Raw genomic sequence first — 26,654 nt, forward strand, 5'->3', positions numbered from 1 at the left:
GAGCATCATGCTCCCCCAGGGACTTTAACCGTCTGTCGCGGTCAGCCCGCAATCTCGATCAGGATCTCGCCCGGGTTGACCCGGTCGCCCTTGGCCACGTGGATCGCCTTGACCGTACCGGCGATGCCGGCCTGGACCTCGGTTTCCATCTTCATCGCCTCGGTGATCAACACCGCCTGGCCGGCCTTGACGCTATCGCCTTCCTTCACCAGCACGTCGACGATGTTGCCCGGCATGGTGGTGCTGACGTGGCCCGGCTCGCTGGCATGCTTGCGGCCGCTGGCGGAGCCGGCGACATATTCGTTGAGCGGCTCGAACACCACTTCTTCCGGCATGCCGTCGATGGACAGGTAGAAGTGCCGCTTGTTGTCGCTCTTCACGCCGACCCCGGTGATGTCGACGCGGTAGGTCTCGCCGTGCACGTCGATGACGAACTCGGTCGGGGTGCCTTCCGCGCCAGCGGCGGCGACGCCCTTGCCGGTGGGAATCGGCAGCAGTTCCTCGGGCTTCAGGGTGCCGGCCTCACGCTCTTCGAGGAACTTGCGCCCGATGTCCGGGAACATCGCGTAGGTGAGTACGTCTTCCTCGGACTTGGCCAGGTTGCCGATCTCGCTGCGCAGCTTGTTCAGCTCCGGCTTGATCAGGTCGGCCGGGCGCACGTCGATGACTTCCTCGCTGCCGATGGCCTGGCGCCGCAGTTGCTCGTTGACCTCGCCGGGGGCCTTGCCATAACGGCCCTGCAGGTACAGCTTCACTTCGTTGGTGATGGTCTTGTAGCGCTCGCCGGCGAGCACGTTGAAGAACGCCTGGGTGCCGACGATCTGCGAAGTCGGCGTCACCAGCGGCGGGAAACCGAGGTCGGCGCGGACCCGCGGGATTTCCTCGAGCACCTCGCCCATACGGTTCAGCGCGCCCTGCTCCTTGAGCTGGTTGGCCAGGTTGGAAATCATCCCGCCCGGCACCTGGTTGACCTGCACGCGGGTATCCACGCCGGTGAATTCGCTCTCGAACTGGTGGTACTTCTTGCGCACCGCGTGGAAGTACATGCCGATCTCCTGGATCAGCTCCAGGTCCAGGCCGGTGTCGTAGGGGGTACCGCGCAGCGCCGCGACCATCGACTCGGTGCCCGGGTGGCTGGTGCCCCAGGCCATGCTGGAGATCGCCGTGTCGATACGGTCGGCGCCGTTTTCCACGGCCTTGAGCTGGCACATGCTGGCGACACCGGCGGTGTCATGGGAATGCACCACCACGTCCAGCGGCAGGGCGTCCTTCAGGGCCTTGACCAGGTCGCCGGTGGCATAGGGGGTGAGCAGGCCGGCCATGTCCTTGATGGCGATGGAGTCGACGCCCATGTCGGCCATCGCCTTGCCCTGGGCGACGAAGGCCTCGATGGTGTGCACCGGGCTGGTGGTGTAGCAGATGGTGCCCTGGGCGTGCTTGCCGGCGGCCTTCACCGCCTCGATGGAGACGCGCAGGTTACGCACGTCGTTCATCGCGTCGAAGATGCGGAACACGTCGATGCCGTTGACCGCCGCCTTGGCGACGAAGGCGCGCACCACATCGTCGCTGTAGTGGCGGTAGCCGAGCAGGTTCTGCCCGCGCAGGAGCATCTGCAGGCGGGTGTTGGGCAGCGCCGCCTTGAGCTTGCGCAGGCGTTCCCACGGGTCTTCCTTGAGGAAGCGCACGCAGGCGTCGAAGGTGGCGCCGCCCCAGACTTCCAGCGACCAGTAGCCGACGCGGTCGAGCTTGTCGCAAATCGGCAGCATGTCCTCGGTGCGCATGCGGGTCGCCAGCAGCGACTGGTGGGCATCGCGCAGGATGGTATCGGTGACGCCGGTCTTCTTCGCTTGGATGGTGTTGCTCATGTTCTGCTCCTTCCCTTACAGGCCGGCGTGGGCCGCGATGGCGGTGGCGATGGCGATGGCCAGGTGCGACGGGTTGCGCTTGATCGAGTACTGGGTCAGTTCCGGGTGGCTTTCGACGAAGCTGGTGTTGAACTGGCCGCTGCGGAATTCCGGGTTGCGGAGGATTTCCTGGTAGTACGGCGCGGTGGTCTTGACCCCCTGCACGCGCATGTCGTCGAGGGCGCGCAGGCCGCGATCGAGGGCCTCTTCCCAGGTCAGCGCCCAGACGATCAGCTTCAGGCACATCGAGTCGTAGTACGGCGGGATGGTGTAGCCGGTGTAGATCGCCGTGTCGGTACGCACGCCGGGGCCGCCGGGGGCGTAGTAGCGGGTGATCTTGCCGAACGAGGGCAGGAAGTTGTTCTTCGGGTCCTCGGCGTTGATGCGGAACTGCAGGGCGTAGCCGCGATGGACGATGTCGTCCTGCTTGACCGACAGCTCCAGCCCGGAAGCGATGCGGATCTGCTCGCGGACCACGTCGATGCCGGTGATCTCCTCGGTGATGGTGTGCTCCACCTGGACCCGGGTGTTCATCTCCATGAAGTACACCTCGCCGTCGGCGAGCAGGAACTCCACGGTGCCGGCGTTCTCGTAGCCCACCGCCTTGGCCGCGCGCACCGCCAGGTCGCCGATATAGGCGCGCTGCTCGGGGGTGAGCTGCGGGCTCGGGGCGATCTCGATGAGCTTCTGGTTGCGGCGCTGGATCGAGCAGTCGCGCTCGAACAGGTGCACGGTGTTGCCGAAGGAATCGGCGAGGATCTGCGCCTCGATGTGCTTGGGATTGACGATGCACTTCTCGAGGAATACCTCGGCGCTGCCGAAGGCCTTGGTCGCCTCGGAGATCACCCGCGGGAACGCCTGTTCCAGCTCCTCGCGGCTGTTGCAGCGACGGATGCCGCGACCGCCGCCGCCGGAGGTGGCCTTGAGCATCACCGGGTAGCCGATCCGCTCGGCTTCGCGCAGGGCCTCGGCGAGATCGGCGACGTTGCCTTCGGTGCCGGGGGTGCAGGGCACGCCGGCGGCGATCATGCTGCGGCGGGCTTCGGTCTTGTCGCCCATGCGGCGGATCACTTGCGCCGACGGGCCGATGAACTTGATACCGCGCTCGGCGCAGATTTCCGCCAGCTCGGCATTTTCCGAGAGGAAGCCATAGCCGGGGTGCAGGGCGTCGCAGCCACTTTCCACCGCCAGGTTCACCAGGGCGCGCGGGTTGAGGTAGCCGGCCAGCGGGTCCGCGCCGATGCTGTGGGCTTCGTCGGCGCGCTTGACGTGCAGCGCGTGGCGATCGGCCTCGGAGTAGACGGCCACCGAGCGGATGCCCATCTCGGCGCAGGCGCGCACGATGCGGACGGCAATCTCGCCGCGGTTGGCGATCAGGATCTTCTTGATCACGGAGGTCTCCCTCTTCGGGGTTGGGAACCTGGTACGGTCGATCCGGATATTCCGGTCGCTGCATGACCGGCAGGCAGCTCCCGGTCGCGCTTTTACCCTACCCCCGTGAGGGTGATTAACAAAAATCAATAATTATTGGGATAGCCATTAGAAAAGCTTTATAGTCGCCCGACCGATCTCGGTCAGAGTGTGACTGGAATGCGTAAGTCGTTGATGCGTATGACATTACGGCAGCTTCAGGTTTTTCGTGCCGTATGCGAGAGCCGCTCCTACAGCCGGGCGGCGGAGGAAATGGCCCTGACCCAGCCGGCGGTCAGCCTGCAGATCCGCCAACTGGAAGAGCTGGTCGGCCAGCCGCTGTTCGAGTACGTCGGCAAGAAGCTCTACCTGACCGATGCCGCCGAAGCCCTGCTGAAGACCAGCACCGACCTGTTCCAGCGCCTGGAAAGCCTGGACATGCAGCTCTCGGACCTGAAGGGCTCGCTGCAGGGCCAGTTGCGCCTGGCGGTGGAGTCCAGCGCCAAGTACATCACCCCGCACCTGTTCAAGGCGTTCCAGAACCTGCATCCGGAAGTCAGCCTGAGCCTGACGGTGGTCAACCGCACCCAGGTGATCAAGCGCCTGGCCGACAACCGCGACGACCTGGTGATCATGTCCCTGGTACCGCAGGACATGGCCCTGGAGTTCCTGCCCTTCCTGAACAACCCGATCATCGCCGTGGCGCCGCCGGACCATCCGCTGTGCAACGCCGCGAAGCTGGCCCTGAAGGACCTGGAGCCCTTCCCGCTACTGGTCCGCGAACCGGGCTCCGGCACCCGCAAGGCTTGCGAGGAGTTCTTCCAGCAACGCCGCGCGCACTTCTCGCAGATCCAGGAGATCGCCTCGCTGGAGTCCCTGCGCGAAGGGGTGATCGCCGGCCTCGGCCTGGCCCTGCTGCCGCGCCATGCGGCGCACCAGGAACTGGCCAACGGCCTGCTGCGCGAACTACCGGTGGAGGAATTGCCGCTCTATCGCAGCTGGTGCCTGGTGCACGCCAAGGGCAAGCGCCTGAGCCCGGTGGCCCAGGCGTTCGTCGCCTTCGTCCGCGAGGAGCGGGCGCTGATCAGCCAGCTCGCTGGGCGCTTCGCCGGCCCTGGCGGTTCGAGCTGAGGTAGGCGGCGGCTACCAGCTCGGGGTAGTCGGCCAGTTCCTGGCGCAGGCGCAGTTCTTCGCAGTGGTCCTCGATCGCCCGGCGGAATTGCATGCGCCGCTGGTCTTCGAGCTTGCGGCGGGTTTTCGAATCCACGTGCTGGGCATTGGCATCGCTATGACGGGGCATCTCGCGTCTCCCATGGCCGACTGGCTGGAGTCGCGAGCATCGCGCAGCAATGTGACGGTTTGGCGGCAAGCCGGTGAAGACTGCGTTATGCCTTCCCGGCGGCGCCTCAGGACGGCTCGCCGCGCTCTTCCTGGTTCTTCATCACCTTCGGCGACAGGCGCAGGCTGCGCAGGCTGCGCTTGACGCTCTTGAGGTGGTTGACCAGGTCCGGGCCGCGGGCCATGGCCACGCCCATCGCCAGCACGTCGATCACCACCAGGTGGGCGATGCGCGAGGTCAGCGGGGTGTAGATGTCGGTGTCCTCGTGCACGTCGATCGCCAGGTTGACCGTGGCCAGGTCGGCCAGCGGGGTCTGGCTCGGGCACAGGGTGATCAGCGTGGCGCCGGCCTCGCGCACCAGGTTGGCGGTGATCAGCAGGTCCTTCGAGCGACCCGACTGGGAAATGCAGATGGCCACGTCGCTGGGCTTGAGGGTCACCGCCGACATCGCCTGCATGTGCGGGTCGGAGTAGGCCGCCGCCGACAGCAGCAGGCGGAAGAACTTGTGCTGGGCATCCGAGGCCACCGCGCCGGAAGCGCCGAAGCCGTAGAACTCCACGCGCTGGGCGTGGGCGATGGCGGCGATGGCGCGCTCCAGGGCGTGGGTGTCCAGGTGCTCGCGGACTTCCATCAGGCTGTGCAGCGTGGTGTCGAAGATCTTCAGGCTGAAGTCGGCCACCGAGTCGCTCTCATGGATCGAGAACTGGCCGAAGCTGGCGCCGGCCGCCAGGCTCTGCGCCAGCTTCAGCTTGAGGTCCTGGAAGCCGCTGCAGCCGATGGCGCGGCAGAAGCGCACGATGGTCGGCTCGCTGACCCCGACCCCATGGGCCAGTTCGGCCATGGAGCTGTGCATGACCGACGCCGGATCGTTGAGAACGTGATCGGCGACCTTGAGTTCCGACTTGCGGAGCTGTTGGCGGGACTGGGCTATGTGCTGCAGCAGGTTCACAGGCTGGGCTCGATTCTCTGTAGTAACCTTGTAGTTATACTACAAACAGTCAGCCACGCCCAGCCAACGCCGTCGGGAGCTTGCCTTGAGTACACCAGCCACTCCAACGTCCTGCGACATCCTGGTCTTCGGCGGTACCGGCGACCTGGCCCTGCACAAGCTGCTGCCGGCGCTCTATCGCCTGCACCGGGAGGACCGCCTGCCGGCCGATACACGGATCTTCGCCCTCGCCCGCAGCGCGCTGGACAACGCCGCCTTCCTCGCCCTCGCCGAGCGCAACGTCCGCGCGGTGGTGGCGCGCAGCGAGTTCGCCGCCGAACAATGGAAAGGCTTCGCCGCGCGCCTCGACTACCTGGCCATGGACGCCTCGCAGAGCGCCGACTTCGGCCGTCTCGCGCGGCACCTGAAGAGCAGCGAGGGCCGGGTGCTGGTGCACTACCTGGCGACCTCGCCGAGCCTGTTCGCGCCGATCGCGCAGAACCTCTCCATCGCCGGCCTCGCCGGGCCGCAAGCGCGCATCGTGCTGGAAAAACCGCTGGGCCATTCGCTGGACTCGGCGAGGGCGATCAACCAGTCCATCGGCCGGGTGTTCGACGAGTCGCGGGTGTTCCGCATCGACCACTACCTGGGCAAGGAAACCGTGCAGAACCTGATGGCCCTGCGCTTCGCCAATGCGTTGTTCGAGCCGGTCTGGCGCGCGGCGCACATCGACCATGTGCAGATCAGCGTCAACGAGACCCTTGGCGTGGAGAACCGTGGCGGCTACTACGACCACGCCGGGGCGATGCGCGACATGGTGCAGAACCATCTGCTCCAGTTGCTCTGCCTGGTGGCGATGGAGGCGCCGGTGCGTTTCGACGCCGAGGCTGTGCGCAACGAGAAGCTCAAGGTGCTGCAGGCGCTGAAGCCGATCTCCGGGCTCGACGTGCAGGACAAGACGGTACGCGGCCAGTACGCCGCCGGCAGGATCGGCGGCCAGGAGGTGCCGGCGTACTACTTCGAGAAGAACGTCGACAACGACAGCGATACCGAGACCTTCGTCGCGCTCCAGGCCGAGGTCGAGAACTGGCGCTGGGCCGGGGTGCCGTTCTACCTGCGCACCGGCAAGCGCATGGCGCGCAAGTGCTCGGAAATCGTCATCCAGTTCAAGCCGGTGCCGCACAGCCTGATCGACGGCGGCGGCGGGCCGGCCAACCGCCTGTGGATAAGGTTGCAGCCGGAGGAGCGGATCAGCGTGCAACTGATGGCCAAGACCCCGGGCAAGGGCATGCAACTGGAACCGGTGGAGCTGGACCTCAACCTGGCCGAGGCCCTCAGCCGCAACAAGCGGCGCTGGGACGCCTACGAGCGCCTGCTGCTGGACGTGATCGAGGGCGACTCGACGCTGTTCATGCGCCGCGACGAGGTAGAGGCCGCCTGGGGCTGGGTCGACCCGATCCTCGCCGGCTGGCGCGAGCACTACCAGAGCCCGCGGCCCTACCCGGCCGGCAGCAACGGCCCGGAACAGGCGCAACTGCTGCTGGAACTGCAGGGTCGACGCTGGCTGGAATGACGCGGACATTGATCCGGCTCAGGATCGCCCGGCGCGCGCTCGGCTAGAGTCGCGCGCCCACGTCGTTGCGAGCCCGAACCATGACCGCCACCACCCTCCGCCCCGAACTGCTGTGCCCCGCCGGCACCCTGAAAAGCATGCGCTATGCCTTCGCCTACGGCGCCGATGCCGTCTACGCCGGGCAGCCGCGCTACAGCCTGCGGGTGCGCAACAACGATTTCGACCACGCCCAACTGGCCGAAGGCATCGCCGAGGCCCACGCACTTGGCAAGCGCTTCTACGTGGTGGTCAACATCGCCCCGCACAACGCCAAGCTGAAAACCTTCCTGCGCGACCTGGAGCCGGTGGTCGCCATGGGTCCGGATGCGCTGATCATGTCCGATCCCGGCCTGATCATGCTGGTTCGCCAGCATTTCCCGCAGATGCCCATCCACCTGTCGGTGCAGGCCAACGCGGTGAACTGGGCCGCGGTGCAATTCTGGCGGCAGCAGGGCCTGACCCGGGTGATCCTTTCCCGCGAGCTGTCGCTGGAGGAGATCGAGGAAATCCGCCAGCAGGTGCCGGACATGGAGCTGGAAGTGTTCGTCCACGGCGCCTTGTGCATGGCCTATTCCGGGCGCTGCCTGCTGTCCGGCTACATCAACCGCCGCGACCCCAACCAGGGCACCTGCACCAATGCCTGCCGCTGGGAATACAAGGCGGTGGAGGGCCGCGAGGACGAGCTGGGCAACGTGGTGGCGCGGGAGCCGACCCTGGGACGCGGCGCGCCGACCGAGCAGGTGTTCCTCCTCGAGGAAGGCAACCGTCCCGGCGAACCGATGGCCGCCTTCGAGGACGAACACGGCACCTACATCATGAATTCCAAGGACCTCCGCGCCGTGCAGCACGTCGAGCGGCTGGCGCGGATCGGCGTGCACTCGCTGAAGATCGAGGGCCGCACCAAATCCCACTACTACGTGGCGCGCACCGCCCAGGTCTACCGCCAGGCGATCGACGACGCGGCGGCCGGCAAGCCGTTCGACCGCGGCCTGATGGACACCCTGGAGTCCCTCGCCCACCGCGGCTACACCGAGGGCTTCCTGCGCCGCCACGTGCACGACGAGTACCAGAACTACCAGCACGGCCATTCGTTGTCCGAGCGCCAGCAGTTCGTCGGCGAACTCACCGGCGAACGCCGCGACGGACTGGCCGAGGTGGAGGTGAAGAACCGCTTCCAGCGCGGCGACAGCGTCGAACTGATGACTCCGCGAGGCAACCTGAGCCTGCGCGTGGAGGACCTGCGCAACGCCGCCGGCGAGGCCATCGAGGTGGCGCCGGGCAATGGCCACGTGGTCTACCTGGCGCTGCCGGAAGGCCTGGACCTGTGCTACGCGCTACTGATGCGCGATCTCCAGCCCGGCCAGGATACCCGCCAGCCGCAGGCCGAACGCAGCGGCGGGTGTGCCGGCAAGGGCGCTTGCGGCTGCGCTCACTGAGGGTTGAGCAGGAACACCACGTAGCCCCTGAACCAGGGGCTCTTTTCCAGGTAGTCGGGGGCTTGCCAGTCGCCGCCCTGGACCAGGCCGATCCGGTACGGCAGTTGCAGGCGGCTGACCCGCGGGAGGTAGGCGGCGTGGTTGGGAATGCTGTGGCGCCCCTGGTAGGTCTGCACCACCACTTCGTCGACCACGCCCTTGAGCCGGTTGATCGCCGCCGGCTCGGCGTTGCTGCCCCAGTCGAGCAACCCGGTGATGCTCAAGCGGTATTCGCGGGGCAGGCGCCGGCGCAGGTCGCGGAGGAAATCGACGTACTCGTCGAGGTAGCGGGTACGCGCATCGAAGTCGATCTGGATGCCGACCACCGGGTTGCCGGCACGCTTCCAGCGCTGCACCTGGTTCAGCACGGCCTGGTAGATCTGCGGCGTCCAGCGCAGGGTATGGGCGCGGTACACCACCCAGACCTCACCCCGCGCCAGGCGCGGCACCGAGATGCCCTGGGCGATCAGCCGCACGCCCTCGCCGGGGCGCCGGCGCGACTGGCTGATCTGTCCCTGCAGGATGTACAGCGTCTCGGCCCGCGCCAGCACCGGCTGCGGCGCGACGCCGCTCCACAGCCAGAAGGCGCCGTAGTCCTCGGCGCGCACCGCGGCCTCGACGGACGGCAACAGCGGCAGGCCCAGCAACAGGCCCGCCAGCCAGGCTCGCCAGCGCCTCACCAGTAGTACTTCAGTTCCTTGGCCCAGGAGCTGTCGGCGTAGGTCGACTTGAGCGTACGGAACCATTGCTTGCGCTCGGCCTGCGGGATGTCCTGCTGGCCGCAGGTGTTGTAGCCGGCCGGGGCGAAGCAGTTGATCGCGCGGAACAGCGCGTAGGCCTTGTCTTCGCGCGGAGCCTTGGGGTTGTCCATGACCAGGCGATAGCCATCCAGCCGGGAGTACACCTCGCCCTTGAAGCCGCTCGGGGTGCCGCCCAGCTCGTTGGCCTCGGGCTGGCTGTCCAGCGGCATGCCGTCGAGACCGTTGCGCAGGATGAATTCGCCCAGGCAGTTCAGGCCCTTCGGGTCCTTGTCATCGGCGGCCAGCGCCGCGGCCGACTCGGCGATGGCCGGGCAAACGTAGCCGGACTCGGCCTTGTCGCCCTTCCAGCGGAACAGCTCCAGGCTGTTGCCGGCGCCGTAGACATAGCCGAGGCTGGTGCCCAGCTTGGTCTGCGAGGGGGTTTCGCCGAGCAGCGCGAAGTCCTTGCCGAAGTCGGCGAAGCGGCTGCGGCGCAGGTCCTTGTAAAGGAGAGTGAACAGCGCGGTATCGCGCTCTTCCGCCGTCGCGCCCTGCTTGGCCTGGCGGCGCAACAGCGCGGCGTCGGCGACGTTGCGCAGGAGGATGCTGCGCAGCAGCGGCTCCTGGACCGGCGAACCTTCGGCGAAGACCTTTTCCAACTGGCCGCTGCGCTCGTAGTTGAGCGCCAGGGCCAGCTGCAACTGGCCCTTCTGGTACGGCTGCGCGGCCTGCGGCAACAGTTCCAGCCAGAGCGCCTCGGCGGCTTTCCAGTCCTTCTGCTGCTCCAGCGCCAGCCCGCGCAGGGTCTGCTGGCTGAAGCCGACGTAGTCGAGGCTGCCGACCTTTTGCGGCAGCGCTTCGAGGGTCTTCGCCGGATCCTGGTCGACATAGAAGCGATAGGCCGCCTGCAGGTAGGCGAACAGTTCGGGATGCGCGGCGAAGCTGGCCTGTTGGGCCTGCAGCGTTTCCCAGGTGAAGCTGCGCGGGGTCGACGGATCGTGGGCGCGCATCTGCACCAGGTCGGCCACCGCCAGCAGCAGCGGAGTCTGGATGTCGCCGAGCTGGATACCGGTCAGGAGCTTGTTGTCGACCTCCTGGACCAGGTCTTCCAGGGCCATGTTGCGCTGCCCTTGCTCGGCTTCGGCGAATTGCGCGGCATAGTCCTGGGCCAGCAGCTTCTGGTCGCCGGCCAGCCAATGCACGCGCCGTTGCAAGCCCTTGGCCGAGGCGGCGTAGAGCCCCTTCGGATACGCCTGCAGGTAGGCCTCGAGGGCGCTGCGGGTCTGTTCCAGGCGAGCCTTGTCGACATTCTGCAGCTCGGGGAAGCCCATGTCGTCGAAGGCGTTCTGCTGGGCGGCGTTGAGCAGGGTGCGCGCCTGCAGGTACAGGGCGGTTTCCTTCAGCCAGGGCTGCGACACGTCCTGCAACGCCTTGAAGCCCTGTTCGGCTTCGTCGAAGCGACCGCTGTAGAAGTTGGCCGCAGCCTCCAGGTACGTGGCGAAGGCCTTGCCTGCGGCCGACTCGACGCCTTGCGCGAGCACACCGCCCAGTTCCTCTTGTTCCCAGCCGCAGGCACCGAGCAGGTCCAGGCGGCTGTTGGCCAGGGCCTTGGTCTCCGCCTCGCCCAGCCCGGCGTCACGCACCTGGCGAAGAAACGCCAGCGCGCTGTCCTGGTCGTTGCTGCGGCAGCGGCTGCCCTCGCCCTCGAAGAATTCGGCGCCGGCGATCTTTTCCGGTAGCGCTTCGGCGCCCATCTGCCGGGCCAGTTCGGCGAGCGGCGAGGGCGCTGGCGCAGGCGGCGGTGTCTCGGCCTCGCTCGCCGCCGGCAGCGCGGGCGGCTGGCTGCCGTCGCCGGGCAGCAGGCGGAACAGGCCGAACGGTACCAGGCCGTAGCCTTCGAGCTTCTCTTCCTCCGACGGCGGCGCCTCCACCAGCCGCCAGTGGCCGGCGTCGGCCAGCAGCAGGCGCAGGTTGGCGCGGGTGTCGTTGCCCGGGGCGAGGAACGGCAGGGTATCGCAGACACCGCCGCCGACCAGCGACCAATCGGGATAGCAGGAGTCGTCGCTGCTGGCCTGGGCCAGCGGGGAGAGACCGGCGCCCACCAGCAGGAGGGCGGGAAGAAGCGGCTTCGAGCGCATGAATCGTCCTTAATTCGTGGGAGTCGAAAGTGCTACAGCATACTCCGCCGGATCGCGTTCAACGAGCCTGGCGCAAACCTTCCTCCAGGGCATGGGCCGGCAACGGCCGGCCGATCAGGTAGCCCTGCAGCTCGTCGCAACGCTGGGCCACCAGGAAGTCCCGCTGTTCGATGGTTTCCACGCCTTCGGCGACCACCTTCAGGTCGAGGCTGTGGGCCATGGCGATGATCGCCCGGATGATCGCCGCATCCTCGCTGTTCTGGGTCAGGTCGCGGACGAACGACTGGTCGATCTTCAGGTAGTCCAGCGGCAGGCGCTTCAGGTAGCTGAGCGAGGAATAGCCGGTGCCGAAGTCGTCGACCGATAGCTTCACCCCCATCTCGCGCAACTGGCGGAAGGTCGCCAGGACACTATCGAGGGCGTCCAGCCACTGGCTTTCGGTCAACTCCAGCTCCAGTTGCGCCGCCGGCAGGCCGCTGTCGGCCAGCGCCGAGCGCACTACGTCGAGCAGGTCGCCCTGGCGCAACTGGTGGACCGAGAGGTTCACCGAGACCCGCAGGTTCAGGCCCCGCTGGCTCCACTCGGCGGCCTGCAGGCAGGCCCGGCGCAGGACGAATTCACCGATCTCGCCGATCAACCCGCACTCCTCGGCGAGGCCGATGAAGGTCGACGGCGGGATCATGCCCTCCTCCGGATGGTGCCAGCGCACCAGCGCCTCGACCGAGTCCGCGCAGCCGCTGGCCAGGCACAGCTTGGGCTGGTAATGCACGTCCAGCTGGCCCTCCTCGACCGCCTTGCGCAACCGGGTTTCCAGGCGCAGGCGTTCGAGGGTGCTGTCCTGCAGGTTGTCGCGGAAGAACTGGAAGGTATTGCCGCCGAGTTGCTTGGCATGTTGCATCGCCAGGTTCGCCTGGCTCATCAGCACGGAGATTTCCCGTGCCTGCTCGGAAAACAGGCTGATCCCCAGCGAGGCGCCGAGGATCAGCTCGTGGCCGAGCACGCTCACCGGCTGGCGCAACTGGACCAGCAGGCGTTCAGCCAGGCGCGACAGGGCCGCGGTGCCGGTGCCGCCATCGAGGAGAATGGCGAACTCGTCGCCGGCCAGACGCGCCAGGGTGTTGGCTTCCGGCGCGGTGCGCCGCAGGCGCTGGGCCATCTCCCTGAGCAACTGGTCGGCGACCTCGTGGCCGAGGCTGTCGTTGAGCAGCTTGAAGCGGTCCAGGTCGATCAGCAGCAGGGCCAGCCCGCCCTCCTCCTGGCGCGCCCGCTGGGCCGCCTCGTGCAGCCGCTCGCGGAACAACCGGCGGTTGGCCAGGCCGGTCAGTTCGTCGTAGTGCAGCAGGTGACGCAGGCGCTCCTCGACGTCGCGGCGGGCACTGAGATCGGTGAAGAAACCGACGATGTGGGTCGCCTCGCCATTGCCGTCGCGCAGCAGGTTGAGCTGCAGCCATTGGGGATAGGGATCGCCATTCTTCCGCGTATCCACCAGTTCGCCCTGCCACTGCCCGTGCTGGCGCAGCTCGGCGCGGATCTGCCGGTAGTGGCGCTGGGCCTCGGGGGTATTCACCAGCAGGCTGGCGTTGCGCCCGACCACGTCCTCGCGGCGATAGCCGGTGATGCGACTGAAGGCCTGGTTGACCGCCAGCAGGTTGTAGGCCGGATCGAGGATCACGATGCTCTCGCTGGCCGCCTCGAACACTGTCGCGGCCAGTTGCTGCTGCTCTTCCAGGCGCTTGCGCGCGCTGATGTCGCTGCGCGTGCCGAGCATCCGCGTCACCCGTCCCCGCGGGTCGCGAGCCATGGCCCGGCCACGATCCTCCAGCCAGCGCCAGCCGCCCTCCCGGTCGCGCACGCGGTACTCCACCCGGTATAGCTCGCTGCGCCCCTTGAGATGTTCGGCGAGGGCGCGACGGATGCGCGGCAGGTCGCCGGGGTGGATGCTTTCGATCAGCCTGCGATAGTCCTCGGGACCGTCCCCGGCGTCGCTGAAGACCGCCTCGAGATAGGAATGCTGGACCCGGCCGCTCTCCAGGTCCCAGTCCCACAACCCCAGTTCGCTGGCCTCCAGGGCCATGGCCAGGCGCGCCTCGCTCTGGCTGAGCGCCTGGCTGGTCGCGCCAAGCTCCTCGGTGCGCGCCTCCACCCGGCGCTGCAAGGCGTCGCGGGCGGCGCGCAGCTCGCGTTCGACCAGGCGCCGCTGGCCGACCTCCTGGGCGAGCTTGCGATTGAGCGCTTCGGCCTCGGCGTTGACGCGTTCCAGGTGCAGGTTCAGCGCCTGGGTCTGGAAGCGTCGCAGCAGCGCGCCCTGCACCAGCCGGTGGATCTGCCCGGCGACCACCAGCAGCGCCACCAGCAGGATCAGGCCGAGCACGCCCCAGCCCTGCAACAGGCTATGCGGCTGCAACAGCAGGAAAACGATGGATGGCAGCAGGCCCGGCAAGGCGAAGGTGAGGAAGGCCGGCAGGCTCACCGCATAGGCGACGCTGGCGGAGAGGATCGCCGCCGCCACCAGGCCGAACACCAGCACCTGCTGGAGGAAGGCATCGGCCGGGACCAGCATGATCACCGCGAACGCCAGGGTCAGGCCCGAGGCGCCGGCGCCGCACAGGAAGGTCCGCCGCCAGTGGCGGCTGGCCTGGCGACGGCTGTCGGCCTGCTGGAAGGCGGCGACCTGCAGCAGGCGCAGGACGGCGAGCAACACCAGCCAGACCAGCCAGCCGCCGAGCAGCCAGCTGCTGACCTTGCCCCACACCAGGCAGGCGCTGGTCACGCCGCCGAGCAGCATGAGCAGGGTCGGCGTGCGCGAGCCGAGATAAAGGAGCCGGGTACGCTCGATGGCGATTTCGCGGGCGTAGAGCCGCAGTACATCGGTGCTGCCGCCCGGCAGCGCCAAGGGCTCGACATGGACGGTCATAGGCGCTTGTTCTTGTAGTGGTTTGCCTTGAAGTGGCCGGAGCATAACCGAGCAGGGGCAGGCTGCCCAAGGCCGGGATAGAGCATTTTTCCGCAGCCAGGCCCGACGCTGCGCCGGCCTGCGCCGAATGGCGGCCCGGTTTGCCCGGCTTTTCCCCGCCCCGGTAGAATGCCGCGATGAACGACGACCTCTCCCTCCTGCTGAACTCCCTCAACGACCCGCAGCGCCAGGCCGTGGCCGCGCCGCTGGGCCGCCAACTGGTCCTCGCCGGCGCCGGCTCGGGCAAGACCCGCGTGCTGGTGCACCGGATCGCCTGGCTGATCCAGGTCGAGCACGCCTCGCCCTACAGCATCCTGTCGGTGACCTTCACCAACAAGGCGGCGGCGGAGATGCGCCACCGCATCGAGCAGTTGCTCGGGATCAATCCGGCGGGCATGTGGGTCGGCACCTTCCACGGCCTCGCCCATCGCCTGCTGCGCGCGCACTGGCGCGAGGCCGGGCTGAGCGAGAACTTCCAGATCCTCGACAGCGACGACCAGCAACGCCTGGTCAAGCGGGTGATCCGCGAACTCGGCCTCGACGAGCAGCGCTGGCCGGCGCGCCAGGCCCAGTGGTTCATCAACGGGCAGAAGGACGAGGGCCTGCGGCCGCAACACATCCAGCCCGGCGGCGACCTGTTCCTCGCCACCATGCTGAAGATCTACGAAGCCTACGAGGCGGCCTGCGCCCGCGCCGGGGTGATCGACTTCTCCGAGCTGCTGCTGCGCGCCCTGGACCTCTGGCGCGACCATCCCGGCGTGCTCGAGCACTACCAGCGGCGCTTCCGCCATATCCTGGTGGACGAGTTCCAGGACACCAACGCCGTGCAATACGCCTGGCTGCGGATTCTTGCCAAGGGCGGCGACAGCCTGATGGTGGTCGGTGACGACGACCAGTCGATCTACGGCTGGCGTGGCGCACGGATCGAGAACATCCAACAGTTCAGCGACGACTTCGCCGACGCCGAGGTGATCCGCCTGGAGCAGAACTACCGTTCCACCGCGTCGATCCTCAAGGCCGCCAACGCCCTGATCGCCAACAACCAGGGACGCCTGGGCAAGGAGTTGTGGACCGACGGCGAGGACGGCGAGTCGCTGAGCCTGTACGCCGCGTTCAACGAGCACGACGAGGCGCGCTACGTGGTCGAATCGATCGAGAGCGCGCTCAAGGGCGGCCTGGCGCGCAGCGAGATCGCCATCCTCTACCGCTCCAACGCCCAGTCGCGGGTGCTGGAGGAAGCCCTGCTGCGGGAGAAGATTCCCTACCGCATCTACGGCGGCCAGCGCTTCTTCGAGCGTGCCGAAATCAAGAACGCCATGGCCTACCTGCGCCTGCTCGACGGCCGCGGCAACGACGCGGCGCTGGAACGGGTGGTCAACGTGCCGGCACGCGGCATCGGCGAGAAGACCGTGGAGAGCATCCGCGAATTCGCCCGCGGCAACGATGTGTCGATGTGGGAGGCGATCCGCCTGATGATCGCCAACAAGGTCCTGCCCGGCCGCGCCGCCAGCGCCCTGACCGGCTTCGTCGAGCTGATCGAGAATCTTTCGGCGAAGGTCATGGACATGCCGCTGCACCTGATGACCCAGACGGTGATCGAGCAGTCCGGACTGATCAGCTACCACAAGGAAGAAAAAGGCGAGAAAGGCCAGGCCCGGGTGGAGAACCTCGAGGAACTGGTCAGCGCCGCCCGCGCCTTCGAGAACAGCGAGGAAGAGGAAGACCTCACCCCGCTGCAGGCCTTCCTCAGCCACGCCTCCCTGGAGGCCGGGGAAACCCAGGCCGACGCCCACGAGGACAGTGTCCAGCTGATGACCCTGCACAGCGCCAAGGGCCTGGAGTTCCCGCTGGTGTTCCTGGTCGGCATGGAGGAAGGGCTGTTCCCGCACAAGATGAGCCTGGAGGAATCCGGCCGCCTGGAAGAGGAACGCCGCCTGGCCTACGTCGGCGTCACCCGCGCCATGCAGCGACTGGTCCTGACCTACGCGGAGACCCGCCGGCTCTACGGTAGCGAGACCTACAACAAGGTTTCGCGCTTCATCCGCGAGATCCCGCCGGCGCTGATCCAGGAAGTGCGCCTGTCCAATACCGTCAGCCGCCCCTACGGCGGCACCTCGCGCAGTGCCGGCGGCAACCTCTTCAGCGGCGCCGGGGTGCCGGAGACGCCCTTCTCCCTCGGCCAGCGGGTGCGCCACGCGCTGTTCGGCGAAGGGACTATCCTCAACTTCGAAGGCGCCGGCGCCCAGGCCCGGGTGCAGGTGAATTTCGAGAGCGAAGGCAGCAAGTGGCTGATGCTCGGCTACGCCAAGCTGGAAGCCCTGTAGCGGCGCAGCCCGTGGAGAAGGCCCGGAGGAGGACGACATGCTGGCATCCTGGGCCTTCTGGGCACTGCTTTCGGCGCTGTTCGCCGCGCTGACCGCGATCTTCGCCAAGATCGGCCTCGACCGGGTCGATTCGGACTTCGCCACCTTCATCCGCACCCTGGTGATCCTCGTCACCCTCGGCGGCATCCTCGCGGTCCTGGGCAAGTTCCAGGCCCCGGGCAGCATCCTGCCGCGCAGCTGGCTGTTCCTGGTGCTCTCCGGGCTGGCCACCGGTGCCTCCTGGATCTGCTATTTCCGCGCCCTCAAGCTCGGCCCGGCGTCGCTGGTGGCGCCGCTGGACAAGTTCAGCGTGGTGCTGGTGGCACTGCTCGGCGTGGCCTTCCTCGGCGAACGCCTGGACCTGCGCCAATGGCTCGGCGTAGCCCTGGTGACAGCGGGCGTGGTGGTCCTGGCAATCCGCCCATAAGCCCGCTGAATGGCGCTTCGACCTTGGTATAAAGGCGAAAAATCGCGGAAACCCTAGACTGGCGGCCTCTAATAATTCGTCGTCTGAGGTTCGTTCCATGTACCGTGATCGCGTGCGCCTGCCCTCCCTGCTCGACAAGGTGATGAGTGCGGCCGAAGCCGCCGACCTGATCCAGGACGGCATGACCGTCGGCATGAGCGGTTTCACCCGCGCCGGCGAGGCCAAGGCCGTACCCCAGGCGCTGGCCATGCGCGCCAAGGAACGTCCGCTGCGTATCAGCCTGATGACCGGCGCCAGCCTCGGCAACGACCTCGACAAGCAGCTCACCGAGGCCGGCGTGCTCGCCCGGCGCATGCCGTTCCAGGTCGACAGCACCCTGCGCAAGGCGATCAACGCCGGCGAAGTGATGTTCATCGACCAGCACCTCTCGGAAACCGTCGAGCAGTTGCGCAACCACCAGCTGAAGCTGCCGGACATCGCCGTCATCGAAGCCGCCGCGATCACCGAGCAGGGCCACATCGTGCCGACCACCTCGGTGGGCAACTCGGCGAGCTTCGCGATCTTCGCCAAGCAGGTCATCGTCGAGATCAACCTGGCCCACAGCACCAACCTGGAAGGCCTGCACGACATCTATATCCCGACCTACCGGCCGACCCGCACGCCGATCCCGCTGACCCGCGTCGACGACCGCATCGGCAGCACGGCGATCCCGATCCCGCCGGAGAAGATCGTCGCCATCGTCATCAACGACCAGCCGGACTCGCCATCCACCGTGCTGCCGCCGGACGGCGAGACCCAGGCCATCGCCAACCACCTGATCGATTTCTTCAAGCGCGAGGTCGACGCCGGGCGCATGAGCAACAGCCTCGGCCCGCTGCAGGCCGGTATCGGCAGCATCGCCAACGCGGTGATGTGCGGCCTGATCGAGTCGCCGTTCGAGAACCTGACCATGTACTCCGAAGTGCTGCAGGACTCGACCTTCGACCTGATCGACGCCGGCAAGCTGCGCTTCGCCTCGGGCAGCTCGATCACCCTGTCGCCGCGGCGCAACGCCGACGTGTTCGGTAACCTGGAGCGCTACAAGGACAAGCTGGTGCTGCGCCCGCAGGAAATCTCCAACCACCCCGAGGTGGTCCGTCGCCTGGGCATCATCGGCATCAATACGGCGCTGGAGTTCGACATCTACGGCAACGTCAACTCGACCCACGTCGGCGGCACCAAGATGATGAACGGCATCGGCGGCTCCGGCGACTTCGCCCGCAACGCGCACCTGGCGATCTTCGTCACCAAGTCGATCGCCAAGGGCGGCAACATTTCCAGCGTGGTGCCGATGGTCAGCCACGTCGACCACACCGAGCACGACGTCGACATCCTCGTCACCGAGCAGGGCCTCGCCGACTTGCGCGGCCTGGCGCCTCGCGAACGGGCCCGGGTGATCATCGAGAACTGTGTCCACCCGTCCTACCAGGCACCGCTGCTGGACTACTTCGAGGCGGCTTGCGCGAAAGGCGGCCACACGCCGCATCTGTTGCGCGAGGCGCTGGCCTGGCACCTGAACCTGGAAGAACGCGGACACATGCTGGCCGGCTGAGGCTGAACCGTTTCATCCGCAACTATTCCCAGCGCCCGGACGACTAATTCTTCCGGGCGTCTGGACAGGGCAGAAAAAACCACGTAAAAACATATTTCGGCGGCCTTTTCTCTTGCCGCCATCGCAACACGCCTACCCAGCCCTTCCGCTTTTCCTGCTGTAACACTTCGTTGTTTCTTTCGGTAACGCACCATGACGGTGCAGAGCGGTACAGTTACGCACCGAAACAACCCATACAGTTCGGAAACACACCCCGGTGATCCAACGCAATTCTCCGCAACTGTTCCTATTCTTGTTGACCTGTTAGTCAGATCATATTGCTCAGTTAATCACTAGCAACCTGACTACCCACCACAAGTGGGAAGGATCGACACATCATGGAACGTACCCTCGGTTCCAACACTTTCGACATCGCTCGCTCCAACCGCCGCAGCAGCAGCCTGCTGGGCACCATGAAACTGTGGCAGCGCCGCATCCAGAGCCGTCGCCAGCTGGCCCGTCTGGACTCCCGCCTGCTCGCCGACGCCGGCATCAGCGAAGCCCAGCGCTACGCCGAGCTGAACAAGCCGTTCTGGCGCTAAGCGATACTGTAACGCCCCGGTTCGGCCCAGCCTGAACTGTACCGTAGGCCGCTCCTTACCGAGCGGCCTTCACGTATCTGGAAGAAGCCTTTTCCTCCAGCAGTTCACGGTACAGCTCGCTCCAGCGACGCCCCATCTCTTCGGCGGTGAACAGTTGCCGATAGCGGGCCTCCGCGTTCCTGCCCATATCCTCCGCCTGCTGCGGATGCTCCCAGAGCCAGCGCATCGCTTGGCGAAACGCGGCCGGCTGGCTGGGCGGCACGACCAGGCCGGTCTCGCCATGGATATTGATGTAGCTGGTGCCGGTGCCGATCTCGCTGGAGATCATCGGCTTGCCGTACATCGCACCCTCCAGCAGGGAAATGCCGAACGCCTCGGAACGCAGGTGCGACGGAAAGACCATGGCGTAGCTGAGTTGCAGCAGGGCGACCTTGTCCTCGTCGTCCACCCGCCCGAGGAAGTGCACGTTGCGCAACCCCAGCGCCGCGGCCTGGGCATACAGCTCGGCCTGCAACGGCCCGGCACCGACGATCACCACCGGGTAATCGGTGCCCTGCAACGCATCCAGCAGGATATGCAGGCCCTTGTAGTAGCGCATCACCCCGACGAACAGGAAGAACCGCGGCCCGAGTTTCTCTCGCCAGTGCTCCAGACGCTGTGCCGCAGGCTTCGGGTAGCAGGCCTTGTCCAGGCCGTAGGTGATCACCCGGGTCTTTTCCCGGTACTGGCGGAGCACGTCGCTGGTGCTGAAGTAGTTGGGCGACGCCACCGCGATCCGATCGACGCTATGAAGGAAGCGCCCCATCAGCGGCCGGTACAGTTTCAACAGGACGCGCTGGCGGATGATGTCCGAATGGTAGGTGACCACGCTCGGCTTGTTCATACCGGTGAGGAAATGCACCAGGTCCATGAACGGCCAGGGGAAGTGGTAGTTGACCACGTCCGCCTCCGCCGCCAGCTCGCGGAACTGCTTGAACACGCTCAGGGAAAACCCGGTGGAAGCGAGCTGCAGGTCGAGCCTGGCGCGATGCACCACATGTCCGCCGAAGGGCACGACAGGCGGATGCGGGTCGCTGCTCAGGGTCAGGACGTGGTTGTCGATCCCCCACGACCCGCTGCTCTCGCAAAGCTGGAAGATCACCTGTTCGATCCCGCCTACCGTTTCGCTCAGGTAGGTCTTGTAGAAGTGCAGTACCCGCATTCAGCCCTCCACGGCACGACGATAGGCTGCAGCGGTGAGATTCGCGCAACGCTTCCAGGAAAACTGCTCCGCCCGTCGCAGGCCGGCTTCCCGGCAGCACTCCCAGTAGACGGTATCCTCGGTCATGCGGACCAGCATGTCAGATAGCCCATTGGCATCATCCGGGTCAATATAGCTGCCCGCCTCGCCGGCCACCTCCGGCATTGCGGAGAGTCGCGTGAGCAATACTGGCGTGCCGCTGGCCATGGCTTCCAGCACAGGCAGGCCGAAGCCTTCGTAGATCGAGGGGAAGACCAGCGCCCGAGCGCCCGACATCAACTCGGCGACCCGCTCGTCCGGCAGGTAGCCGAGCAGCCGCACCGTTCCCGAAGCCAGCGCCTGGCGCAGTTCGTCGTCGAGCGAGCGACTTTCCCATCCCGGCATGCCGACGATCATCAGCGGAAAACGCTGGCGGACCGCCGCCGGCAGTTGCCCATGGGCGCGCAGGGCCAGCGACAGGTTCTTGCGCGGTTCGAGGGTTCCTACGCAGAGGAAATACCCGCGCGGCACCAGGCCATGCGCGCGCAAGGGCTCGCGCAGGGACTCCCGGTCCCGCGGACGGAACCGCGCGGCATGGCCGAGGGGCGCCACCACGAAGCGCTCGCGCGGCAGGCCGAAATACGCCTGCGCCTCGTCGGCGATCGCCTGCGAGTCGGTCAGGATCAACCGCGCCTTTTCCATCCCGCGCGCCAGCCGGCGTTCTATTTCGCGCAAGCGGGCGGCGGGTTGCGTCGCCGGATAATGCAGGTGGGTCAGGTCGTGCAGGGTCATCAGCATCGGCCCGTCGAAGTCCAGCGGCCAGAGACTGGGCTCATGGTAGAGATCGACCGGCGGCCGACCGCTATCGAAACGCCGCTGCTCCAGCCAGCGTCGTGCCCGGTAGGCTCCAGGCAGGTTGCGCAGCCAGGGCGACAGACGCGAATAGCCGGGCAGCGCCGCCGCCGGCAGGTCGCCGCTCCAGCCCCAGCCATGGAACAGGGAAAACTCGAAGTCCGCGTGCGCCTGCAACGCGCCCAACAACTCGACCAGGTAATGTCCGATGCCGGTCCGCGGCGCCTGGAGAATCCGCGCGTTAACCGCAATCCGCATGTACTGCCTCGCCATGCGTCGGGGCCTTGCCGAGGGCGAGCAGGATCCGCGCGATCAGTTGCCGACTCGCTTCGTGCCAGCCGATCCAGCGCCATTCGCCGACCGGTCGCTCGGCCGGGAACTCGCCCGTGGCTTCGAAGCGGGTGACCAGGTTCGCCAGGGTCTGCGGATCGGCGAGGTCGAAGTAGGCCATGAATTCGCCGCCGATCTCGCGGAACACCGGGATGTCGCTGCCCATCGCCGGCAGGCCGCGCTGCATGGCCTCCACCAGCGGCAGGCCGAAACCTTCCACATAGGACGGGAAGACCAGCGATGCGGCATGGGAGTATGCGTACTCCAGGCTCTTGTCGGAGAGGTCGTTGAACATGAACAGGCGCTTGTTCAGCTCCGGATGCTGCCGCACCCGTTCCACCAGCGCCTCGCACTTCCAGCCGATGCGTCCGGCGATGCACAACCGCGCCTGCGAACCCTGGGCCCAGGCACGCTCGAAGGCATCCAGCAGGTAACCGTGGTTCTTCCGCGGCTCGATGGTGCTGACCATCAGGAATACCGGCGCCTTGGCCTTGAACATGCGCAGCAGATCGGGCTCGACGGAGGCGCCGTCCTCCACCAGGTCCAGCTCCGAACCCAGGTGGAAATAATCGAACCAGCGTTGCGCGACCTTCTCCGGGCCGATGCGCCGCAGCATCTCCGCGCGCACTTCGTCGCGGATGGTCTCGGAAATCGCGACGTAGCCGTCGGCGGTGGCCGCGATCCAGTCGAACCAGTGGTTGAACACCTTGACCAGGCCGGCATCGCAGAATTGCGGATGGGTCAGGGGAATCAGGTCGTAGATCACCGAGACGATGCCCACGCCCTCGCTCTTGAGGCGTTCCGCCAGCGGGAAGAAATCGGCGTGCCAGGAGGAGTCCAGCAAGACCAGTTGGTCGCCGGCCCGATGTTCGAGCGGGGTCGCGCGCACGGGTGCAGGCTGCTGCTTGCCGAGGATGCGGTCGAGCAGGCGCAGCGGAATGCTGAGGAAGGCGAAGGCGAACAGGCGGCAGGCTACATAGAGAAGGCGCCGGGCCCACGGCGAGGAACGGAACGGGCGGCGCTGTTCCAGGGTGCGCTGGCCCAGCCAGAAGTAGTTGGCGGCTCGCTCCACCAGGATGCGCAGGCGTACCAGCGGCGAATGCGGCCGTGGGTCCAGCGGCGCCAGGCTGTGGACCTGATACAGGGTGCCGTCGAGCATTGCCACCGGGATGCACTCCACCGTCTCGTCGGCTTCCGGCAACTCGCGGATGACGTTGCGCACCACCCGCTGAATACCGGAATTGACCTTGGGATGCTCGAACACATAGGTGCATTCGACCAACAGACGCGTCATGGAGTGCTCTCCGCGGAAGTGGGGTCCAGAGCCGCCTCGCCGGAGCGGCTGATATGGGTTTCGGCGCCCAGCCAGGAGCAACCGACGAAGTCTTCCTGGCGGTTGTTGATGACATGGAAGACCAGGCCGTAGTCGCGCCATTCGAAGTTGCGGTCCAGGTGCGAGTCCAGCCGCGACAGGCTCAGCGCCACCGAGTAGTGCCCCTTGCCCAGGCGCATGTCGAAGGCGAAGCGGTAGGTGATGCGCTCGCCGGCCTTCAGGTCGGTGAGGGCCTTGTCCAGGCGGTGGGTATTGATCCCGTACATCGGCTGGCCGAGGCGGTCCTTGATCATGAAGCCGAGGATCAGCCGCTCGATGTCCTGGCGAACCTCGACTTCGACTTCCAGCGTCACCGCCTGGCCTACCTCGACCACCTCCAGCGCACGCTGCCGCTGGTCGACCATCCGTACGTCGAGGATCGCTGCCTCGCCGGTGCCGGAAATCGTCCGCACCTGGCCGTCGGCGAGCATTTCCTGGCGCACGGTCTGCCCCTCGCGCTCGGCGAGCAGGGCGTTGTAGTAGTCCATCACCTCTTCCGGCCGCCCGCGCATGGCCATCCGTCCCTGCTCCAGGAGGATCGCGGAGTCGCAGATGGACTGGATCGCCGAGCGGTCGTGGGAGACGATCAGCAGGGTGGTGCCGGCCTTGCGGAAACTGCGGATGCGCTCGAAGCTCTTGTGCTGGAAATAGGCATCGCCGACCGACAGGGCCTCGTCGACGATCAGGATGTCCGGCCGCCGGGCAGTCGCCACGCTGAACGCCAGGCGCATCTGCATGCCGCTGGAGTAGGTGCGCACCGGTTGCTCGATGGCCTCGCCGATTTCGGCGAAGGCCTCGATATCCGGCATCAGCGCCTGGATTTCCTCGACCTGCATGCCCAGCAGTTGCCCGGCCATGAAGACGTTCTGCCGGCCGGTGAAGTCCGGGTGGAAGCCCATGCCCAGCTCGAGCAGCGCGGCGACCCGGCCGGCCACGCGGATCTCGCCGCAGGTCGGCTGGGTGGTGCCGGCGATCATCTTCAGCAAGGTGCTCTTGCCGGCGCCGTTGACCCCGACGATGCCGACCGCTTCGCCCGGCTCGATGGTGAACTCGACCTCGCGCAGGATCCAGTGCAGGTGGTGGCGCGAAGGACTGAAAGGCACCAGCCATTCGAACAACCGGCTCCAGCGATTGGGATACTGCTTGTAGGCCTTGCCGAGGCCGGATACGCGTATCTGTCCCATCAGAGTTCATCCACCATTTCGCCGACCCGCTGGCGGAACAGACGCAGGCCGAGCGCGCACAGCAGCAGCGCCAGCAGGGTGATCGGCAGCAATGAAGGCCAGTCCGGCCATTGCCCGTGGAGGAACAGCTGCTGGTAGCTGCGCATCAGCGCGGTCATCGGGTTGAGTTCGATCAGCGAGCGGATACCCTCGGGCAGGATGCCGATCGGATAGACGATCGGCGTCAGCCAGAACCAGAACTGCAGGCAGATGCCGAACAACTGGCCGACGTCGCGGAAGAACACGTTGAGCACCCCGAGGATCATCCCCAGTCCCGCCGCGAACAGCACCTGGATCGCCAGCAGCGGCACCAGCGCGAGCAATGCCGCGCCCGGCAGGCGCCCGCTGAGGGCGAGAAAGCCGAGGAACAAGGCGAGGATGATGGCGAAATTGACCCCGGCGTTGAGCAGTACGATGACCGGCAGGCAGATGCGCGGGAAGCTGATCTTCTTCAGCAGGTTGGCGTTCTCGATGAACATGCTCTGGCTGCGCGAGGTGATTTCCGCGAACAGGCCCCAGGTCAGCAGGCCGGCGCAGAGATAGACGCTGTAGGCCAGGCCGTCGTCGACCCCCGGCAGGCGCGCGCGCATCACCTGGGAGAAGATCACCGTGTAGACGACGATCATCGACAGCGGATTGAGCACCGTCCACAACGCGCCGAACAACGACCCGCGGTAGCGCGACTGGAACTCGCGCTTGACGCTGCCGAGAACGAAGCCACGATAGCCCCACAAGGAACGAGACAAGCCAAGAAGCATCAGACCACCCTGCCGTACTGGTCCTCGAAGCGGACGATGTCGTCCTCTCCCAGGTATTCGCCGCTCTGCACCTCGATCATCACCAGGTCGATGACCCCCGGGTTTTCCAGGCGATGCCGGTGGCCCGCGGGAATGTAGGTCGACTCGTTGCTGTTGACCAGCCGCGCGCCATCGCCATTGGTGACCCTGGCCATGCCTTGCACCACGATCCAGTGCTCGCTGCGGTGATGGTGCATCTGCAGCGACAAGCGCTCTCCCGGCCTGACCACGATTCGCTTGATCTTGAAGCGCGGCCCCTCCTCGAGGACGGTATAGCTGCCCCAGGGACGGTTGACGGTCCGATGCAGCCGATAGGCCTCGTGCCGCTCGTCCTTCAGCCGCTGCACCACCCTGCGCACCTCCTGGACCCGGTCGGCGCGGGCGATCAGCAGCGCATCGGAAGTATCCACCACGACCAGGTCGTCGACCCCGACCGTGGCGACCAGGCGCCCGTCGCTCTGCACGAAGGTGTTACGGGTGTCGACGAACAGGGTGTCGCCGCTGCCGCGATTGCCCTCTGCGTCCGCGTCGAGCAGCGCGCTCATCGCGCCCCAGGAACCGATATCGCTCCAGTCGAAGGCCGCCGGCACCACGGCGACCCGCGCGGAGCGCTCCATCAGCGCATAGTCGATGGAAATGTCCGGCAGCGCGGCGAAGGCTTCGCACGCCAGCTCATGCTGGATGCCATCGGCCATCTTCACCGCCGCACTGGCGGCCAGGCAGGCCCTGGCCTGCTCCAGCAGGGCCGGGGCATGCTGCGCCAGCTCGTCGACCAGGGTCGAGGCCGTGAAACAGAACATCCCGGAGTTCCACAGGAAACCGCCACTTTCCACGTAGCGACGGGCGGTTTCCTCATCGGGTTTCTCGACGAAGCGGCGCACCTTGGCCGCCCCCTGCTCGTCCAGCCGGTCGCCCAGCTCGATATAGCCGAAACCGGTTTCCGCTGCGTCCGGCACCACGCCGAAGGTAACCAGGTGCCCGGCGACGGCGAGACGCGCGGCATGCCCCACCGCCTCGCGGAAGGCCTCCTCGTTGCGGATCAGGTGATCCGCCGGCATCACCACCAGTACCGCCGCGTCGCCATGTTCGGCTTGCAGCGCCAGGGCGGCGACGGCAATCGCCGGAGCGGTGTTGCGTCCGGTCGGTTCGAGGATGAAATGTCCCCGATGCCGCCCCAGGCGGGCCGCCTGGAACTGGTCCTTGCTCTGGAAGTAATGCTCGCGGTTGGTCACCGTGACGATTTCGCCATGCCCGGCCAGGAGCCCGGCGGCACGTCGGTAGGTCTTGCCCAGCAGGGTCTGGCCATCGGGCAGGCGCATGAACGGCTTCGGCTGTCCTTCACGCGACACCGGCCAAAGGCGGGTACCGGCGCCGCCGGAAAGCACCACGGGAATCAGCAT

20 protein-coding genes are annotated in these 26,654 nt (G+C 66.7%); 7 read left to right on the forward strand and 13 right to left on the reverse strand.

The window, feature by feature from the left end; genetic code table 11:
• Positions 1-41: 41 nt before the first annotated feature.
• Entirely contained in the window at positions 42-1,865 is a 1,824-nt protein-coding gene (gene oadA / locus AC1RB9_RS28490) for a sodium-extruding oxaloacetate decarboxylase subunit alpha (RefSeq protein ID WP_003105555.1), read from the reverse strand.
• A gap of 15 nt (positions 1,866-1,880) precedes the next feature.
• Positions 1,881-3,296: an acetyl-CoA carboxylase biotin carboxylase subunit gene (locus AC1RB9_RS28495; RefSeq protein ID WP_003096848.1), complete on the reverse strand. Its 1,416-nt coding sequence runs from the start codon at positions 3,294-3,296 to the stop codon at positions 1,881-1,883.
• 213 nt (positions 3,297-3,509) lie between these two features.
• Between AC1RB9_RS28495 and pycR the strand changes: the two genes are divergently transcribed.
• Positions 3,510-4,445 (forward strand): LysR family transcriptional regulator PycR, encoded by a 936-nt coding sequence (gene pycR / locus AC1RB9_RS28500; protein ID WP_003121355.1) that lies wholly within the window; start codon positions 3,510-3,512, stop codon positions 4,443-4,445.
• On the opposite strand, the gene AC1RB9_RS28505 is transcribed toward pycR, so the two are convergent.
• Both AC1RB9_RS28505 and hexR read right to left on the reverse strand, forming a co-directional pair.
• The gene (locus AC1RB9_RS28505) at positions 4,399-4,614 is read right to left on the reverse strand and encodes a PA3496 family putative envelope integrity protein (RefSeq protein ID WP_003105559.1); all 216 of its coding nucleotides are present in this window, start codon (positions 4,612-4,614) and stop codon (positions 4,399-4,401) included. The genes pycR and AC1RB9_RS28505 overlap by 47 nt on opposite strands.
• A gap of 106 nt (positions 4,615-4,720) precedes the next feature.
• A complete protein-coding gene (gene hexR, locus AC1RB9_RS28510) occupies positions 4,721-5,602 on the reverse strand; it encodes a transcriptional regulator HexR (protein ID WP_003096857.1) in 882 nt (293 codons plus the stop codon).
• An 85-nt stretch (positions 5,603-5,687) separates the two neighbouring features.
• Here hexR and zwf point away from each other — a divergent pair, with 85 nt between their 5' ends.
• A complete protein-coding gene (gene zwf / locus AC1RB9_RS28515) occupies positions 5,688-7,154 on the forward strand; it encodes a glucose-6-phosphate dehydrogenase (RefSeq protein ID WP_003096859.1) in 1,467 nt (488 codons plus the stop codon).
• An 80-nt stretch (positions 7,155-7,234) separates the two neighbouring features.
• Positions 7,235-8,629, forward strand: coding sequence for a prephenate-dependent tRNA uridine(34) hydroxylase TrhP (gene trhP, locus AC1RB9_RS28520; RefSeq protein WP_003105560.1), 1,395 nt, complete (start codon positions 7,235-7,237; stop codon positions 8,627-8,629).
• Here trhP and AC1RB9_RS28525 read toward each other — a convergent pair.
• Genes AC1RB9_RS28525 through AC1RB9_RS28535 form a run of 3 tightly spaced genes read right to left on the reverse strand, consistent with a single transcriptional unit; the run spans position 8,623 to position 14,460 of the window.
• Positions 8,623-9,348 carry a DUF3142 domain-containing protein gene (locus AC1RB9_RS28525; protein WP_003096864.1) on the reverse strand — a complete coding sequence of 242 codons (726 nt, stop codon included), beginning with the start codon at positions 9,346-9,348 and terminating at the stop codon, positions 8,623-8,625. The genes trhP and AC1RB9_RS28525 overlap by 7 nt on opposite strands.
• Positions 9,345-11,546 (reverse strand): PA5441 family protein, encoded by a 2,202-nt coding sequence (locus AC1RB9_RS28530; RefSeq protein WP_003162695.1) that lies wholly within the window; start codon positions 11,544-11,546, stop codon positions 9,345-9,347. The genes AC1RB9_RS28525 and AC1RB9_RS28530 overlap by 4 nt, the downstream gene beginning before the upstream one ends.
• 58 nt (positions 11,547-11,604) lie before the next feature.
• The gene (locus tag AC1RB9_RS28535) at positions 11,605-14,460 is read right to left on the reverse strand and encodes a putative bifunctional diguanylate cyclase/phosphodiesterase (RefSeq protein ID WP_003458259.1); all 2,856 of its coding nucleotides are present in this window, start codon (positions 14,458-14,460) and stop codon (positions 11,605-11,607) included.
• A 176-nt stretch (positions 14,461-14,636) separates the two neighbouring features.
• Here AC1RB9_RS28535 and uvrD point away from each other — a divergent pair, with 176 nt between their 5' ends.
• From uvrD to AC1RB9_RS28555, 4 genes are all read left to right on the forward strand, one after another.
• Positions 14,637-16,823, forward strand: a complete 2,187-nt coding sequence (uvrD, locus tag AC1RB9_RS28540) for a DNA helicase II (protein WP_003096872.1) — start codon at positions 14,637-14,639, stop codon at positions 16,821-16,823.
• Positions 16,824-16,860: 37 nt separating this feature from the next.
• Entirely contained in the window at positions 16,861-17,289 is a 429-nt protein-coding gene (locus AC1RB9_RS28545) for an EamA family transporter (protein ID WP_003114104.1), read from the forward strand.
• Between the two features lie 97 nt (positions 17,290-17,386).
• A complete protein-coding gene (locus tag AC1RB9_RS28550) occupies positions 17,387-18,880 on the forward strand; it encodes an acetyl-CoA hydrolase/transferase family protein (protein ID WP_003096875.1) in 1,494 nt (497 codons plus the stop codon).
• Between the two features lie 377 nt (positions 18,881-19,257).
• A complete protein-coding gene (locus AC1RB9_RS28555; protein WP_003096877.1) occupies positions 19,258-19,461 on the forward strand; it encodes a DUF1127 domain-containing protein in 204 nt (67 codons plus the stop codon).
• Between the two features lie 55 nt (positions 19,462-19,516).
• On the opposite strand, the gene wbpZ is transcribed toward AC1RB9_RS28555, so the two are convergent.
• From wbpZ to AC1RB9_RS28585, 6 genes are read right to left on the reverse strand one after another with little or no spacing between them, the layout of a single operon-like run.
• Positions 19,517-20,662 (reverse strand): D-rhamnosyltransferase WbpZ, encoded by a 1,146-nt coding sequence (gene wbpZ, locus AC1RB9_RS28560; protein ID WP_003458263.1) that lies wholly within the window; start codon positions 20,660-20,662, stop codon positions 19,517-19,519.
• Positions 20,663-21,790 carry a glycosyltransferase family 4 protein gene (locus tag AC1RB9_RS28565; protein WP_003102573.1) on the reverse strand — a complete coding sequence of 376 codons (1,128 nt, stop codon included), beginning with the start codon at positions 21,788-21,790 and terminating at the stop codon, positions 20,663-20,665.
• Complete coding sequence (locus tag AC1RB9_RS28570) at positions 21,774-23,156, reverse strand: glycosyltransferase family 4 protein (protein ID WP_003458268.1); 1,383 nt, start codon at positions 23,154-23,156, stop codon at positions 21,774-21,776. Before AC1RB9_RS28570 ends, AC1RB9_RS28565 begins: the two co-directional genes overlap by 17 nt.
• Positions 23,153-24,418, reverse strand: coding sequence for an ABC transporter ATP-binding protein (locus AC1RB9_RS28575; protein WP_003102571.1), 1,266 nt, complete (start codon positions 24,416-24,418; stop codon positions 23,153-23,155). Before AC1RB9_RS28575 ends, AC1RB9_RS28570 begins: the two co-directional genes overlap by 4 nt.
• Positions 24,418-25,215, reverse strand: a complete 798-nt coding sequence (locus tag AC1RB9_RS28580) for an ABC transporter permease (protein ID WP_003096887.1) — start codon at positions 25,213-25,215, stop codon at positions 24,418-24,420. The genes AC1RB9_RS28575 and AC1RB9_RS28580 overlap by 1 nt, the downstream gene beginning before the upstream one ends.
• Positions 25,215-26,654: a mannose-1-phosphate guanylyltransferase/mannose-6-phosphate isomerase gene (locus tag AC1RB9_RS28585; protein ID WP_003458272.1), complete on the reverse strand. Its 1,440-nt coding sequence runs from the start codon at positions 26,652-26,654 to the stop codon at positions 25,215-25,217. Before AC1RB9_RS28585 ends, AC1RB9_RS28580 begins: the two co-directional genes overlap by 1 nt.

The organism is Pseudomonas sp. 20-5 (assembly GCF_056782835.1).